Here is a 14,229-nt window from a genome sequence, read left to right on the forward strand (position 1 = left end):
GGACCGATGGCCACTCCGTCACCGACCCCCGCCCCGCCGCCGGCAGCGCAGCACTGCACACCGCAGCGCCCCACCTGCAAACACCCCGCCTCCAAGCAACCCACTTCCAAACAACCCGCCGTAGACCTGGTGCAGCTGCCGCCGGCCGCCATCAACGCGCTGGCCGCAGGGGATCTGGACACCGCCAACCGGCTTTCACCCGTCCCCCTGACCCGGCACTTTTCCTCCGACCGGCAGCCGCTGTGGAAATACCGCAGCGCCCAGCTGGCGGCCGCGCCCGACGACGCCGGCTGGATTACCGGGGCGATCGTGGACAAGGCCTCGGGCCAGGCCGTGGGCTGTGCAGGCTTTCACGGACCGCCGGATACGGACGGCATGGTGGAACTGGGCTATTCGGTGGATCCGTTGCTGCGCCGGCGCGGTTACGCCCGCGCCGCACTGGAACTGCTGCTTGCCCGCGCGGCGCGTGAACCGGCCGTCCGCACCGTGCGGGCCACCGTCAGCCCGGACAATGAAGCATCCCGGAACCTCGTGCTGCAGTACGGGTTTGTTGAAAACGGCTCCCAGTGGGATGACGAAGACGGGCTGGAAATCATTTACGAGGTTTCCGCAGGACACCAGTAGGCTAACCGGATGCTTCCCGGAAACCTCTTTGCCCATCAGGCCACCCTGACCACAGCACGGCTTCGTCTGGAACCGCTGGGGCCGGAGCACTTTGAGGGCGCATGGGCCGGCCTCCAGGATCCGGAAGCACGGCGGCTGACCGGCACCCACGCAGAATTCACCCCCCAACAGATCCGCGCATGGCTGGCAGGGCTTGCCGCCCGGCACGACCGCGGAGATTGGGCGGTGATCCGCCGAGCAGACGAACAGCACCCGGAAGAACGGTATCTGGGCGAAGTGGTCCTGAATGATCTCGACGCCGACAACGAGTCGGTGGGATTCCGGATCGCCCTGGCACCGGCGGATGTCCGGGGACAGGGGTACGGCACCGAGGCAACCGCCGCCGTCGTCGGGCATGCGTTTGATGACCTGGGCGTGCACCGGGTGGCACTGGAGGTTTTTGATTTCAATCCGCGCGCCCGCCGCGCCTATGAAAAGGCCGGATTCACGGTGGAGGGACGCCAGCGCGATGCCCTGCTGTGGGACGGCGCCTGGGCGGACTCGCTGAGTATGGGAATCCTTGCCCGGGATCCCCGGCCCGCCCTGCCGTTGTAATGCCGCGGTAATGCCGCCGCCAGTCAGCCGATCCGACGGCGGATCTGGACAGCAGCCAGCAGGGTGAACACCACAGTCATCGCGGCAAGAATGAACACCACATAGGTATTGGTGACTGCCCAGTCCCCCACGGAGGCGGTGATGCCGAACAGTTCCTGCAGCTCGGTGACCGCTTCCGGAGAGCCGCCGGTCAGTGCCTGCAGGGAGTCCGCCGTCATTTCCTGCCGAACGGGCACCGCCGACTGCATGAAGGGCAGCGCGTTGACCACCGTGCGGACCCCCTCGGGCAGGGCACCCACTGGAATATAGGAGCCGGCGAGAAAACCGAGAATGGTGCCCACAATGGTCGAAAGGGCCGAGTACGCCCCGGCAGTGCGCACCAGGGACACCGCAAAGGCGCTCAGCGCCGCGAACGCCACGCAGCTCAGCGCCAGAAAGCCGTACACCGTGGCGATTGTTCCCGCATCGAAGCTGATTCCGTCCACCAAGTACAGGTAGAGCAGGCTGATGATGAGCACCACCGTGGTCATGATCAGGGCAACGACGGCGGCGGAGAGCAGGTAGCCCACAATCAGCGTTTCACGGCGGATGGGGGAGACAAGGAAGTCCCGGAAACGGCCCGACGACGAGTCATCCACAAAAACGTTCATGGCGCCCAGGCCGGTGGTGACCGCGGTAATGCCCACAATGCCAGCGAACATCCAGGTGTCCACGAAGCCCTTGACGTCGTCCCTCGTGGCTGCTGGAAAGGACTCCTGAAGCCCGTCAACCTGGTTGCTGCCCAGGAACAGCGTGTAGAGCAGGAAAAGGATCAACGCCGAGAGCAGCGAGAAAAATACGCCCATCCGGTCGCGGAAGAACAGCCGCAGGTTGCGGGACATCAGCGTTCCGACGATGTTCATGCCGCTTCCCCCTCATGCCCGGTCAACGCCAGGAAAACGTCGTCCATGGTGCCGTGCCGGAATTCAAAGTCCTCCACAGCGTCTCCGTGCTCCGCAAGGATCCGGCGTGCGGTCTCGGCGCTGTCGACGACGAGACGCACTACCCCGCCGTCGTCCTCCTCGCGGATTTCTGCGCCCTGCGAGGCGGCAAGTGCCAGCAGGGCCGGACGGTCGGCAGTGGTGATGCTGAGGACGGAGCTGCTGTGCCGGGCCCGCAGCTGCGCCGGCGTGCCGTCAGCGATGATCCGGCCTCGCTCGATGATGCACACGCGGTCCGCCTCCTCGGTTTCCTCCATGTAGTGCGTGGTGAGGAAAACCGTGAGCCCGTGCCGGTCCCGCAGCTCACGGATGGTGGACCAGACCATGGCGCGGCTGGCCGGATCAAGCCCGGCGGTGGGTTCGTCCAGAAAGAGGATCGACGGCGAATGCAGCAGTGCGCGGGCAATGTCGACGCGGCGCCGCTGGCCGCCGGAATAGGTGCCGTAGCGGCGGTCCATGAAATCATCGATCCCGATCAGGACGCTCAGTTCCTTGATGCGGGCGTCATTGTCTGCGGCGTTGTCCGAATAAAACCTGGCCCGCGTCCGCAGATTCTCCCGGCCGGTAAGCATCGGGTCCAGCACGGAATCCTGGAAAACAACGCCAATGTCCCGGCGGACTTCACCGGCCTCGCTGCGCACGTCATGCCCGCTGACCGTGGCCTGACCGGCGTTGAAGGGAATCACGGTGGTGAGGCAGGAAATGGTGGTGGACTTCCCGGCTCCGTTGGTCCCCAGGAAAGCGAAGACGCTGCCGGGTTCCACCTCAAAGGAGAGGTCGTCAACGGCTGTGGTGGCGCCGTATTTCTTGGTCAGCCCGCGCACGGATATAGCGGTGTTAGAGCTCATGGCCACGATTCCCCCGGATCCTCCGGCAGCAATGGCCGGTTGCGGAGAAGTCTAGCGGGAGGGCAGAGGCAGATCGTCCCATTCCAGGGGCGTGGTCACTTTGTTTTCCCAGTCCGGGCGGAGAATGGCGTAGGCAACAGATGCCATCCGCGTACCTTCCGCAGTAGGCCAGGCCATCCGGTAGTGGGCCTCTTTGATAAACCCCGTCTTTAGGAAAGTCCGGCGCATGGCAATGTTGTCCTCCCGCGTTTGGCCCTCAAACCGCACCGGTTCGGGAAAGTGTTCAAACACGAACGAACAAAGTGCTTTCAGGACCTGCGGACCCAGGCCCCGGCCGCGGTGGGCCTCGCCCAGCCGCAGATCGAACATGGGAGTTTCATCTGTAAGGTCATCGAGCACCACCAGTCCAATGGTTTCCGTGTCAGCAAGAATCCAGTAGCCGGCCGACTCCGCGGACCAGAACCGGCCGCTGTCCACTGCTTCGCGGGCGGACTCCTCCGAGTGCTCCGCCCGCATATGGAACGGAAACCGGTTCGAGACGAGGAATTGCATAATGCTCCGCATTTCCTCCGCGGATTCGATCATGGGCCGAAAGGTTATAACCATAGCCGGAGCCTATAAGACGCCAGTAGGGTGTGGGTCATTAGGCGTCCACCACCGTTCCTACTTCCATTTGGGGCATTCATGAAACGAGTTATTTCGACGGGGGAAATCACCGTTGAGTCGGCGGCCCGGAATCTGCAGGACTTTTTCACCGAAATCATGCCTCGCACCGGCCAGGTCCGCAGCAGTTCACGGTTTGATTCCTGGGCCGGCGGCGGCGACGCCTCCGCTGTGGTGAACCGGTTCACGGCCGACGACGTCGTGGCGGCCTCTTTCCGCTCGGTGAAGGTTCCGGCCCGGACGGCTGTGGCTTTGCTGGACACGCACGCCGCAGCCATCTCCGATTTGCTGGCCTCCATTCCGGCAGACCTTGATCTGCCCGACGCGGATCCCCTGCAGCATCTGGGCCCGGACAGTCCGGCGCGCCAACTCTGGAACCTCCTGCGCGGCAGGCACACCGACGGCGGAGGCTGGGGTGTGGGACCGAGCACCGCCAGCAAACTTCTGTCCCGGAAGCGTCCCCGCCTGATTCCGGTGTATGACTCCATCATCCGCAGGGTAACTGCGCTGCCCGGGCCCGAGAAACAGTGGCAGTATTGGCACGACTCCTTCTCCGACGGGGTGCTGTCCGAACGGCTGGAGGATATCCGCAGGTTGTCCGGAATCACCGAGCCCGTCTCGGATCTTCGGGTGCTGGATATTGTGTTGTCGATGCACGGAAAACGGCAGGGGTTCCTGGCGCAGGAGGAGGATCTCGAGTCATGAGGTCTCTCCCGTCCCCGGCATCCAGCGCCACTGGCCATACTCCCGAAGGAACAGAGACATGAATGATACGGATGCCGGCACGGAGCCGGAAAAGACTGCCTCGGCCGTGCGGCCGGGAGCCGACCGCACGTGGCTGGGCACGCCGTCGGGCATTATTGCCCTCACCGCGCTCGTTCTGTCCGTTTTCCTCACTCCCCTGTTCTTCCCCCTCGCCGGACTCTCCCTGGTACTGGCGGTCATCGGCCTGGTTCGACGACGCCCGCGGCCGCGCAGTGCCTGGGTGATCGCCATCATCAGCGGCGTCCTGCTTGTTGCGGTCCTTGCCATCGGCATTCTGGCGTCAGTTTTCCTCTTTACGACGGAGTCGGGCAGCAGCCCCCAGTCGGCGGGCACCTCCGTGTCCGTCCCCGCGGACGCACCCTAAACCACATCCCTGCGGCGGCCGGAATCTGCCGGCGCGGCCCCGGAATCCTTCTCCTGCCATGCCGGAAGCAGATGAGATGGAAATGTTACCGGCGCGCAGCCTGTTTCCGGGCAGCGCGTGGGGCATTCTTTGACGTACCTGAATCCGCAGGTTCACTGCCCGCATTCCTAAAAGAGGATTCCCGTGCAACATTCACCGCGCGCTGCAGCGCTTTTTGCCGCTTTGTGTTTCTCCATTGTGCTCAGCGGGTGCGGTTCATCCGGTGAAGCTGAAGAGTCTCCCGCCGCCAAAGACTCACCTTTGACTGAATTCCTGGCGTCCGCCTATGGGGCTGACCTGAGCCCTGAGGAGCAGGAGAAGAAATATGCCGAGGAGGACCGCAAGCGGGAAGAGCTGGTGGCCCAGTGCATGAAGGAAGAAGGGTTCGAATACAAGCCGAATGTACAGAGTTTCTCCTTTTCCGAGGGATCGGCCGAGGAATGGAATCCTGACTCCCGGGAATGGGTATCCCAATACGGCTACGGAATGGCGAACTACCCCGGCCGGGAGGACATGGAGTCCAACAATGCGACCGAGTACGAAGACCCCAACGCCGACTATGTTGCGACCCTTTCGGAATCAGAGCAAACCGCTTTTTATGAAGCATTGAACGGTCCGTTCCCGGATGAGGAAGACATGCCGGCGGACGGTGAAGCCGTGGAATGGGACTGGTCAACGGCAGGCTGCTTTGGCTTTGCACAGCATGAAGTCGGCGGCGAAGATCCCACGTCAGCCGAAGAGCACAAGCCCCTCATGGACGCCATGAACACTCTCTATGAAGACATGATGACATCCCCGGAACTGTCCGACCTCGATGCCCAGTGGGCTGCCTGCATGGCCGACGCCGGCCACCCCGGATTCTCGGCGCAGCAGGATGCCCAGAACAGCATCAACGAAAAGATGAATGCCGTCTACGAAAATTCCGTCCCGACGGCCACGGCCACCAGCGCCGCGTCTGGCGAAACCGCCCCCGCCGGACCGGACGAAGCGGCGATGGACGCTGTGGCCAATGAAGAAGTCGAGCTCGCCCTCGTCGATCTCGACTGCCGGGAAAAGACGGATTACCGGGACAAAATGCAGGAGGTGCAGTTCAAGCGCGAGCAGCAGTTTGTGGATGACCATAAGGCCGAACTCGAAGCATTCCGGGCTGACCTTGAGCAGGGAAGCTGAGTGGCCCGGCTCGGACGCAGGCGCTCCCAACGGCAACCGGAAGACACCACAGATTTGGGTCTGCTCCTGGACGACACCGGCGGACGGCAAAGCGAGCAGGAGGACACCTCCGGGTCATCACGGCGGGCAGGCCTCGCCGCGGTTTTCCAGCGCAACCGGACTCTCTGGATTGTGGCCGCCGCGGCAATACTGAGTCTGGCGGCCGGCCTGGTCCTGGGCAGGTTCCTGGTTTCCCCCGCCGACGCCACTGATGCGGAGGCACCCGCTCCCGGCCTGATTACCGTCCCCGTCCAGTACGGGAAGCTCAGTAACGACGTGACCATCCGCGGAGAAGTGGCATACGCGGACCCCGTTGAAGTACGCATCGACACCACGTCGATTGCCGGGCCGGCAGTCGTCACCGGCCAGGTGCCGGAAGTGGGAGCGGATCTGGAGGCACTGTCGGTGGCCCTGGAGGTTGCCGGCCGTCCCGTCATTGTTCTTCCCGGCGAGCTGCCTGCGTACCGGGCTCTTTCCCTCGGGGTCTCCGGCCCCGATGTGGTCCAGTTCAAGACGGCCGTCCGCACGGTGGGCATTGATGCCGGTGACCCGGCGGATCCGGTCTTCGGCATTGAGGCGGCCAACGCCGTCGCCGCCCTTTATGCGACGGCCGGATACTCGGTTCCCGAGTCGGAGGAAGGAAGCCCGGAGTCCCTCCGGGCAGCTCAGGAATCAGTCCGGATGGCGGAGCAGAACCTGGCCGCGGCACAGAGTGAGCTTGCGGCAACCCGTGTCGGCGCCACGCCCGTCGAAATCCGCGAAGCCGACAACGCGGTGGCGAGCATGCAGCGGGAACTCGCCGCAGCCCGGCAGGCCAAGCCCCAGGATCCGGTACAGATCGGCAACCTGACCGATGCGCTCGGGCTGGCTCAGCTGCGCCGGCAGGAAATCGGCTCGGACCGGACCGATGCGCCGCAGCGGGCGGCGGTGGAAACCGCAACCGAACAGCTGGCTCAGGTGCAGGAGGAGCTCGTCCGTGCCGAGGAAGCCGCCCTGCCCGCTTTGCCGGCCGGTGAGGTGCTGTACCTGGCGAATCTTCCCCGCCGCGTGGACGCGGTCACCACCCAGCGCGGTTCCGTTTTGGACGGTCCCGCCATGACGGTTTCCGGTGCAACCCTGGGGTTGTCCGGCTCCGCTGCTGAAGCAGATGCCCGCCTGCTCAAAGTCGAGGACAAGGCCACTTTTGACCTGCCTGACGGCACCGTGCATTCGGCCACGATCACAGCAGTGGCTCCGGGGGAAGGCGACTCTTCCCGGTGGGCCGTCGCGCTGCGGCCCGATCCCCTGACTCCGGAACAAATCCAGGAGCTCCAAGGCTCCAACGTGCGCGTGTCGATCGCCGTCGGCGCCACGGACGGCGAGGTGCTGTCCGTCCCCTACGCAGCCCTCACAGCCGGTCCGGGCGGCGAGACCCGCGTGGAAGTTGTTGAAGGAGATCCCCGGGACGGTGAACAAACAGCCACCCGGCTGGTGGTTGTGCGCAGCGGCCTGGCAACTCCCGGCGCCGTGGAAATAACCCCGCTTGACGGGACGCTGGCCGGGGGCGACCTCGTTGTGGTGGGCAAGTGAGCGTCCCCCTTGTGGAACTGCGTGATGTCACCCGGTCCTTTCCCGGTCCGCCGGAGGTGCAGGCATTGAAAGGAATCAACCTCACCGTGCAGGAGGGTGACTACGTCTCGATCGTCGGCCCGAGCGGATCCGGCAAATCCACGATGCTCAATATCCTTGGGCTGCTGGACCGGCCCAGTGTCGGCGAATACCGTTTTGACGGCCACCTGACCGGCGTTCTGGACGAGGACCGGCGTGCGGCGGTCCGGGCACAGCGCATCGGATTCGTGTTCCAAGCCTTCCACCTGATGCCGCGGCGGTCGGTGCTGGAAAACGTCATGATGCCCATGCTTTACAGCGGAACTCCCCGCGGCGAACGTGTTGACCGTGCCCGCGAAGCGCTCGTCCGCGTGGGTCTGGGCCACCGCATCGATTTCCTGCCCGGCACCCTGTCCGGCGGTGAACGCCAGCGGGTGGCGGTGGCACGCGCCGTCGTCACCCGGCCCAGCCTGGTGTTGGCTGACGAGCCCACCGGCAACCTGGACGGAGCCACCACGCGCGATGTCATGGCACTGTTCGAGGAACTGGTCACCGACGGCCTGGCGCTGGTCATCATTACCCACGACCACGCCGTGGCGCAGCGCGCACCCCGGTGCGTTCGGATTGCCGACGGCCGGGTGAGTTCACCCGCATGAAACTCGCCCGCACAAAGCAACACCGGAACCCTGAGGATCCGGCAGCGACCGGACTCGTTGCGCCCGTTCCCGCCGCAGACCGCTTCAGCTTTGTTGACCTGCTGCTCGAAGCGACGGCGGATCTGGGGACTCGACCAGGCAGGCTCCTGATGACCCTTGCCGGAACCATCCTGGGCATCGGAGCGCTGGTTGCCACTCTCGGGTTCGCCCAGACCACTGCGGGGCAACTCGCCCGGCAATTTGATGCCTTCGCCGCCACCCAGGTCATTGCGTCCCCGGCCACGGCACGGAACGCCGACGGCAACAGCATGGCAACAACTTCCCTGCCCTGGGACTCGGTGGAACGCATGGAGCGCATCGCCGGAATTGAACAGGCAGCGCTTATTGCGGAAGTGGAACTCCGGGACGGCACAGTGACGGCGGTGCCCGTCAACGATCCCTCCGCTGCCGCCGGCGCGGCACCGCGGGTCTTTGCCGCCTCCGCCGGACTCATCGACACGCTTGAAGGCAACGTCCTGTACGGGCGCCTCTTTGACTCCGGGCACGACCTGCGGCATGACCGTGTGGCGGTCCTGGGCAACAGGCTCGCGGACCGCCTGGGCATCACCCGGGTGGATTCCCAGCCGTCCATCTTCATCGACGGCCTGCCCTACGCCGTCGTCGGTGTCTTCGGTGACGTGCAGCAGCGTACCGAGCTGCTGGAGAGCGTGGTCATTTCCACCGGAGCGGCCCGTTCGGACTTTGGTCTCAGCGCACCCGGGGAGGTCCAGGCCCGCATCGTCATCGGTGCCGGTCCCCAGGTTGCGGACCAGGCCGCGCTGTCCCTCTCTCCCGATGAGCCCGAACGCATCGACGTCGCCGCCCCGCAGGGACGGTCCCAGCTCGCGGGAAACATCCAGGCGGACGTCAATCTCATTTTTGTGGTGATGTCCGTGGTGGTGCTTCTTGCCGGCGGTGTGGGAATCGCGAACGTGACCATGCTCTCCGTCATGGAACGCACCGGAGAAATCGGTCTGCGTCGGGCCATCGGCGCCACCCGCCGCCAGATCGCGGCCCAGTTCGTCGCCGAGTCAGTCATTATCGGGCTCCTGGGCGGGATCCTCGGTGCGGCGGCGGGGGTTTTCGCCGTCATCACCATCTCCCTGTCCCAACAGTGGACGCCTGTCCTGAGCCCGTTGGTTGCGTGCGGTGGGGCGCTGCTCGGAGCGCTCGTCGGGCTTGTGGCCGGCAGCTTTCCGGCCCGCAGGGCGACGCGCATTGAACCCGTCGCCGCCCTGCGGGGAGCCTAGTGCGCCTTGTACGGCACCGGTTCGGGCAGACCGGCTTCCCGCCGCACCCGGCGTGAAAACCGTTCGATGGATTTCAGTGCAGCCACCACGTCGGCGGGGCTAACGTCAAAGGGCATGGACTTCATGGTCTCTCCGGGAACCGTGGCTGCCTCCGCCACGAGGTCCAGTTCGCGGGTGTCGTCCACGGACAGGCCCACCTCGGTCAGCGTATTCGGCAGGCCCACGCGCGTTGTGAACTCCACAAAGTCCCGAATCTCCGCCGTGGGAGCACCCTCGAGCACCAGCTGGGTCACCGATCCGATGTTCACTTTCTGCCCGTGGGCCAGGCCATGCGTCTGCGGTGCCGCGGTCAGGCCGTTGTGAATGGCATGGGCTGCAGCCAGTCCGCCGGACTCGAATCCCAGTCCGGACAGCAGTGTATTGGCCTCGATGACCTTCTCCAGCGCCGGCGTAACCAGGTGGTCCCGGGCGGCGTCGAGCGCCGGAAGCGCGAATTCCCACAGCACGTCCCAGCTCAGCCGGGCCAGTGCGGTGCCGGTCTCGGTGGGCAGGCCGCCGGCCATGGTCAGAGAAAAGGAGGCTGCCGTGGCGCGTGCTTCCAGCCAGGTTGCCAGCGCGTCGCCCACGCCGTAGGCCAGGAATGACGCCGGGGCGTTGGCGACAATCTGCGAGTCCACCAGCACCAGGTCCGGGTTTCGGGTGAAGAACCGGTACTCCTCGAAGGCGCCTTCGGCGGTGTAGACGACGGCGAGCGCCGACGTCGGCGCGTCGGTGGACGCGACGGTGGGCACCGACGCCCAGCGGATTCCGGCGGCGTCACCGGCCGCCTTGCACGCATCGATGGTGCTGCCGCCGCCCACTCCCACCACCACATCCGCGCCGGCGGAGCGGATGGCATCGGTGAGCCGGTCAATTTCGGCGGCCGTGGGGGTTCCGTTGAAGACTTCGCGGGTGAGCGGCAGTTCGGCGACCTGCAGGGAGGTGCCGATATCGTGCCCCACAAAACCCCAGACGATGTCGTCAGCCACCAGCAGCGGCGTCCTGCCGATTTGGCTGAGGAATTCGCCGAGCCGGTGGATGGCGCCGGCGCCCTGCACATAGCGGCCGGGGCTGATGACGGTACGGATTGGTGTCTGCTTCATCGGATCTCCTGGCGGACTTTGAGGGCGGTTTCGACGGCGGTAGGTGGCTGCCGCTGTCAGCTTAGGTTCCGCTTTCCAGGTCGGCCAGACCTGCCGACCGCCGCGGCGGGGGCTGGCGGAATTTCGGGCCGGTGCTAACCTGAGAGCATTCGAAAGTGTGTTCTAGGGAGGTTGCGCGGTGCCCGTCTTTTCTTCCGCTCCCGCCCCGCGTTCCGGCGGCGCGAATGAGCAGCCGCCCGCCCGCGGCTCCACCCTTCCCGCCGGGTTCGCATCGCCGGCCCAGGATTATTACGACGCCGGAATCGACCTGAACAGACACCTCATCCGTGATGCCACCTCCACGTTCATCATGCGGGTCTCCGGCGAGGCCATGAACGGAGCGGGCATCAGTGACGGTGACGAGCTGATCGTGGACCGTTCGCTGACGCCCAGGGACGGGTCCGTCGTCGTCGCCGTCCTCAACGGAGAGCTGATAATCCGCCGGCTGCTGCTGACGGGACAAGGCATTTTCCTGCATGCGGACAGCCCCGATTCTGTGGACATCCGGGTGCCGGATCCGGCGGAATTGTCCGTGTGGGGCGTTGTGACCCGGTGCCTGCACCATGTTTGAGGCGCTTGATGTTTAGCTTCCGACATGGCTGAGCGGCACCGCATCGCCCTGGTGGACGTCAACAGTTTCTACGTCTCCTGTGAGCGCGTCTTCGATCCCCGGCTGGCCGGCATTCCGGTGGTGGTGCTCTCCAACAATGACGGCTGCGTGGTGGCACGCTCCGATGAGGCCAAGGCGCTCGGCATTAAGACGGGCGAGCCGTGGTTCAAGCTGGCCGAGGCCGCCCCCAAGCTGGGCCTGGTGCAGCGCTCCAGCAACTACGAGCTGTACGGGGACCTGAGCTCACGGGTGATGCAGCTGCTGGCACGCTATTCCTCCGAGCACGAGATCTACTCGATTGACGAGTGCTTCCTGCATCTGCACGGCACCGATGAAGAACTGCGGAACCGGGGCACCGAGATTCGGGCCGGCGTGGCACGGAACATCGGCCTGCCGGTGTGTGTGGGGATCGGACCCACCAAAACCCTGGCCAAATTCGCGAACCGGATCGCCAAGCAGAATCCCCACATGGGCGGGGTCTGCAACCTCGACGCCCTGGGTCCCGCCGTCGTCGACACCATCATGTCCCGCGTACCCGTCACCGGATTATGGGGTGTGGGTGCGCGCAACGGTAAGCGGCTGAACGCGCTGGGAATCTATACCGTTGCCGACCTGCGCGCCGCGGATCCCGCCGCCATCCGCGCCAAATTCTCCGTGGTGCTGCAGCGGACGGTGCTGGAACTGAACGGCACCGCCTGCATTCCCATGGAGACTGAGTCCGCGGACAAGCAGCAGGTGCTGTTTTCGCGCAGCTTTGCGACGCCGGTGGTCACCCGTGAATCGATGCGCCAGGTCATGAGCCTGTATGCGCAGAAGGCGGCGATCCGCCTGGCGAAGGAGGGACAGCTGGCGACCGTCATGACGGTCTTCGCGGCCACCTCGCGGTTCAGCGGCAAGGAGGGCTCCTCGCCCTCGGCCACGGTGCGGCTTCAGCGGCCCACGGCCGATCCGCTGGTGCTCACCCGCGCCGCCATAGCCGCCATGGATCCCCAGGTGGTGGAGGGGGCCCGGTATGCCAAGGCCGGGATCATGCTTTCCGGCCTTTCCCCTGCCGGCGTCGAGCCGGCGTTCGACCTGTTTGACGCGGGGCCGGAGCAGAAGGACATCGGCCCGCTGCTGGCGCAGGTGACGGACAAGTACGGCGCCGCCAGCATCGGGCTGGGTCTGGCGGGAATGTCCTCAGCCAAGCCGGACTGGTCCATGGCCCGGAATTTCGCTTCGCCGCGCTACACCACGGAATGGTCGGACCTGCCGGTGGTGAAGGCGGTTTGAGCGCGGGGCAGCGGACCTAGCGAGGAACCGCGGATGCTGTCCGGCCGCGATAACCCGGGGACCGCGGCGTTGGGTCGGGCGTTGTCTCAATGCGTCGCCGCTTTGGACGACGCCGAGCCGGACGGTTAGGCCTCAGCTGCTGGAAATTCAACCAGGCTTGCGGTGATTCCTGCAAGGAATTGCGAGCCCAAGCCTGTCAGGGAGATCTCCTTGCGTTTTGCCCCGGTGCGCGGAACATCCACTTCTGCACTGTGCAGGAAACCTGTGTCCTGCAGCCTTTTCAGGGTGCGGTACAGACTGCGCTCGGTGATCTGCCACCCGGTGGCTGCGGCAACATCTGCTGCGATGTTGGCCACCGTTACCGGCTGGCTGTCGGCGACCGCCCGCAGAATCACCGGCGTCAGCATCGATTTTTTGTAGGTCTCCACCCAGGATTCAACCCGGGCCTGAACCCATTCCTGTTCCTCGCCGGGACGGGCCACGCTCAGTCTTCCCATCCGCGGCCCAGCACGACGCCGGAGAGATGGATGAGCAGCCCGGTGCCCCAGGCGGCACTCATTACGAGTGTGGCGCCGAACCAGGGGGTTGCCAGGAGCTCATGGGCCGCGGCGCCGTCGGCTCCGCCGGCCGAACCGAGGGAAACCGCACGGATGACGGCATGCAGGTTGAAGGATGCCGTTACGGTGACAAACGCCAGGGTGTGCGCGATGGTCAGCCCAAAACGGATCATGGTGAGTTTCCGGTAGTTGTGCCAGAACCAGACGACGATTCCGACTGCCACAAGGGCGGTGAGGATCCCCGCGAGAAGGGTAATCTCTCCTCCGGTGAAGGCGATCACGGCTTGTATTGCCGTGATAACGAGAACCAGAACCAGAAGGTACGGCAGAAGCACGGACCGGGCGTTGACAGGGGCCTGAGGCTGGGTGGAAGTAGTCATGTCGGGCACCGTACCAATGGAACACTACCGATGGAAGAGTAGTTTTCCCTGTGAGGCACCGACTAAGCCGTGCGAGGCTGGTGGTATGGACTTGACGGTATCGCCCGCGCTCACGATTCCCGCGTCGGAACTGAGCTGGCGTTTCTCGCGCTCCTCAGGCCCGGGCGGCCAGCACGTCAACACCTCCGACAGCCGGGTGGCGCTGTCTTGGAATGTGGCTGCTTCGACGTCGCTGACCGATACCCAGCGACAGATTCTGCTTCGACGCCTTAAGCGGCGTCTGATTGCCGGAACCGTCACTGTCACGGCCTCGGAGCAGCGCTCCCAGCTGCGCAACCGGGAGATTGCCCTGGCCAAACTTGCCGAGATGGTGGCTGACGGTCTCGCGCCGGAAGCTGCCGCCCGGCGCAAGACCAAACCGACCCGGGGCTCGAACCACCGGCGCCTCGACGCCAAGAAGCAGCGCTCCGCCACCAAGCGGCAGCGGCAGCGGCCGCCCACCGACTAGCTGCCCGCGCCGACCGGCTCGAGCCGCTGCCCCCACATCGGAAAAATCCACCAGACGTGCCGAGACCCGGCCGAGGAACTGCATCCCCAGCCGGGCCATCGAC

17 protein-coding genes are annotated in these 14,229 nt (G+C 65.2%); 11 read left to right on the top strand and 6 right to left on the bottom strand.

Annotated elements, in window-relative coordinates; genetic code table 11:
* Positions 1-6 precede the first annotated feature (6 nt).
* Positions 7-624 carry a GNAT family N-acetyltransferase gene (locus AC4D2Q_RS04215; protein ID WP_490945216.1) on the top strand — a complete coding sequence of 206 codons (618 nt, stop codon included), beginning with the start codon at positions 7-9 and terminating at the stop codon, positions 622-624.
* A 9-nt stretch (positions 625-633) separates the two neighbouring features.
* The gene (locus AC4D2Q_RS04220; RefSeq protein ID WP_490945218.1) at positions 634-1,218 is read left to right on the top strand and encodes a GNAT family N-acetyltransferase; all 585 of its coding nucleotides are present in this window, start codon (positions 634-636) and stop codon (positions 1,216-1,218) included.
* Positions 1,219-1,241: 23 nt separating this feature from the next.
* Here AC4D2Q_RS04220 and AC4D2Q_RS04225 read toward each other — a convergent pair whose 3' ends face one another.
* From AC4D2Q_RS04225 to AC4D2Q_RS04235, 3 genes are read right to left on the bottom strand one after another with little or no spacing between them, the layout of a single operon-like run.
* On the bottom strand, positions 1,242-2,120 hold the full coding sequence (locus AC4D2Q_RS04225; protein ID WP_490945220.1) for an ABC transporter permease: 879 nt from the start codon (positions 2,118-2,120) through the stop codon (positions 1,242-1,244).
* A complete protein-coding gene (locus tag AC4D2Q_RS04230; protein ID WP_490945222.1) occupies positions 2,117-3,046 on the bottom strand; it encodes an ABC transporter ATP-binding protein in 930 nt (309 codons plus the stop codon). The genes AC4D2Q_RS04225 and AC4D2Q_RS04230 overlap by 4 nt, the downstream gene beginning before the upstream one ends.
* A gap of 51 nt (positions 3,047-3,097) precedes the next feature.
* Positions 3,098-3,652, bottom strand: a complete 555-nt coding sequence (locus AC4D2Q_RS04235; RefSeq protein WP_490945224.1) for a GNAT family N-acetyltransferase — start codon at positions 3,650-3,652, stop codon at positions 3,098-3,100.
* Between the two features lie 78 nt (positions 3,653-3,730).
* Between AC4D2Q_RS04235 and AC4D2Q_RS04240 the strand changes: the two genes are divergently transcribed.
* The 6 genes from AC4D2Q_RS04240 to AC4D2Q_RS04265 all read left to right on the top strand — a co-directional run bounded on the left by AC4D2Q_RS04240 (position 3,731) and on the right by AC4D2Q_RS04265 (position 9,618).
* Positions 3,731-4,414 carry a DUF6308 family protein gene (locus tag AC4D2Q_RS04240; protein WP_490926041.1) on the top strand — a complete coding sequence of 228 codons (684 nt, stop codon included), beginning with the start codon at positions 3,731-3,733 and terminating at the stop codon, positions 4,412-4,414.
* Between the two features lie 58 nt (positions 4,415-4,472).
* Positions 4,473-4,838, top strand: a complete 366-nt coding sequence (locus AC4D2Q_RS04245) for a hypothetical protein (protein WP_490945227.1) — start codon at positions 4,473-4,475, stop codon at positions 4,836-4,838.
* 183 nt (positions 4,839-5,021) lie between these two features.
* The gene (locus tag AC4D2Q_RS04250) at positions 5,022-6,047 is read left to right on the top strand and encodes a hypothetical protein (RefSeq protein ID WP_490945229.1); all 1,026 of its coding nucleotides are present in this window, start codon (positions 5,022-5,024) and stop codon (positions 6,045-6,047) included.
* Complete coding sequence (locus AC4D2Q_RS04255) at positions 6,048-7,655, top strand: efflux RND transporter periplasmic adaptor subunit (protein WP_490945231.1); 1,608 nt, start codon at positions 6,048-6,050, stop codon at positions 7,653-7,655.
* On the top strand, positions 7,652-8,329 hold the full coding sequence (locus tag AC4D2Q_RS04260; RefSeq protein WP_490926037.1) for an ABC transporter ATP-binding protein: 678 nt from the start codon (positions 7,652-7,654) through the stop codon (positions 8,327-8,329). The genes AC4D2Q_RS04255 and AC4D2Q_RS04260 overlap by 4 nt, the downstream gene beginning before the upstream one ends.
* Positions 8,326-9,618 carry an ABC transporter permease gene (locus AC4D2Q_RS04265; protein WP_490945233.1) on the top strand — a complete coding sequence of 431 codons (1,293 nt, stop codon included), beginning with the start codon at positions 8,326-8,328 and terminating at the stop codon, positions 9,616-9,618. The genes AC4D2Q_RS04260 and AC4D2Q_RS04265 overlap by 4 nt, the downstream gene beginning before the upstream one ends.
* On the opposite strand, the gene AC4D2Q_RS04270 is transcribed toward AC4D2Q_RS04265, so the two are convergent.
* Positions 9,615-10,760, bottom strand: coding sequence for a glycerol dehydrogenase (locus AC4D2Q_RS04270; protein ID WP_490945235.1), 1,146 nt, complete (start codon positions 10,758-10,760; stop codon positions 9,615-9,617). The genes AC4D2Q_RS04265 and AC4D2Q_RS04270 overlap by 4 nt on opposite strands.
* A 178-nt stretch (positions 10,761-10,938) precedes the next feature.
* Between AC4D2Q_RS04270 and AC4D2Q_RS04275 the strand changes: the two genes are divergently transcribed.
* Positions 10,939-11,370 carry a LexA family protein gene (locus AC4D2Q_RS04275; protein ID WP_490945237.1) on the top strand — a complete coding sequence of 144 codons (432 nt, stop codon included), beginning with the start codon at positions 10,939-10,941 and terminating at the stop codon, positions 11,368-11,370.
* A 24-nt stretch (positions 11,371-11,394) separates the two neighbouring features.
* Positions 11,395-12,681 carry a Y-family DNA polymerase gene (locus AC4D2Q_RS04280; protein ID WP_490945239.1) on the top strand — a complete coding sequence of 429 codons (1,287 nt, stop codon included), beginning with the start codon at positions 11,395-11,397 and terminating at the stop codon, positions 12,679-12,681.
* 125 nt (positions 12,682-12,806) lie between these two features.
* Here AC4D2Q_RS04280 and AC4D2Q_RS04285 read toward each other — a convergent pair whose 3' ends face one another.
* Both AC4D2Q_RS04285 and AC4D2Q_RS04290 read right to left on the bottom strand, forming a co-directional pair.
* Positions 12,807-13,109 (bottom strand): helix-turn-helix transcriptional regulator, encoded by a 303-nt coding sequence (locus AC4D2Q_RS04285; RefSeq protein ID WP_490945242.1) that lies wholly within the window; start codon positions 13,107-13,109, stop codon positions 12,807-12,809.
* A gap of 56 nt (positions 13,110-13,165) precedes the next feature.
* Positions 13,166-13,618, bottom strand: coding sequence for a hypothetical protein (locus tag AC4D2Q_RS04290; RefSeq protein WP_490945244.1), 453 nt, complete (start codon positions 13,616-13,618; stop codon positions 13,166-13,168).
* A gap of 85 nt (positions 13,619-13,703) precedes the next feature.
* On the opposite strand from AC4D2Q_RS04290, the gene arfB reads away from it, so the two are divergent.
* A complete protein-coding gene (gene arfB / locus AC4D2Q_RS04295) occupies positions 13,704-14,126 on the top strand; it encodes an alternative ribosome rescue aminoacyl-tRNA hydrolase ArfB (RefSeq protein WP_490945246.1) in 423 nt (140 codons plus the stop codon).
* The last annotated feature ends 103 nt before the right edge of the window (positions 14,127-14,229 follow it).

The sequence above is a fragment of the Arthrobacter sp. TJ-178 genome, from assembly GCF_058269275.1.

Bases quoted from the DNA above. Each gene is read 5' to 3' on its own strand.
- AC4D2Q_RS04215 (WP_490945216.1), top strand. From the start codon at position 7: ATGGCCACTCCGTCACCGACCCCCGCCCCGCCGCCGGCAGCGCAGCAC.
- AC4D2Q_RS04220 (WP_490945218.1), top strand. From the start codon at position 634: ATGCTTCCCGGAAACCTCTTTGCCCATCAGGCCACCCTGACCACAGCA.
- AC4D2Q_RS04225 (WP_490945220.1), bottom strand. From the start codon at position 2,120: ATGAACATCGTCGGAACGCTGATGTCCCGCAACCTGCGGCTGTTCTTC.
- AC4D2Q_RS04230 (WP_490945222.1), bottom strand. From the start codon at position 3,046: ATGAGCTCTAACACCGCTATATCCGTGCGCGGGCTGACCAAGAAATAC.
- AC4D2Q_RS04235 (WP_490945224.1), bottom strand. From the start codon at position 3,652: ATGGTTATAACCTTTCGGCCCATGATCGAATCCGCGGAGGAAATGCGG.
- AC4D2Q_RS04240 (WP_490926041.1), top strand. From the start codon at position 3,731: ATGAAACGAGTTATTTCGACGGGGGAAATCACCGTTGAGTCGGCGGCC.
- AC4D2Q_RS04245 (WP_490945227.1), top strand. From the start codon at position 4,473: ATGAATGATACGGATGCCGGCACGGAGCCGGAAAAGACTGCCTCGGCC.
- AC4D2Q_RS04265 (WP_490945233.1), top strand. From the start codon at position 8,326: ATGAAACTCGCCCGCACAAAGCAACACCGGAACCCTGAGGATCCGGCA.
- AC4D2Q_RS04270 (WP_490945235.1), bottom strand. From the start codon at position 10,760: ATGAAGCAGACACCAATCCGTACCGTCATCAGCCCCGGCCGCTATGTG.
- AC4D2Q_RS04280 (WP_490945239.1), top strand. From the start codon at position 11,395: ATGGCTGAGCGGCACCGCATCGCCCTGGTGGACGTCAACAGTTTCTAC.
- AC4D2Q_RS04290 (WP_490945244.1), bottom strand. From the start codon at position 13,618: ATGACTACTTCCACCCAGCCTCAGGCCCCTGTCAACGCCCGGTCCGTG.
- arfB (WP_490945246.1), top strand. From the start codon at position 13,704: ATGGACTTGACGGTATCGCCCGCGCTCACGATTCCCGCGTCGGAACTG.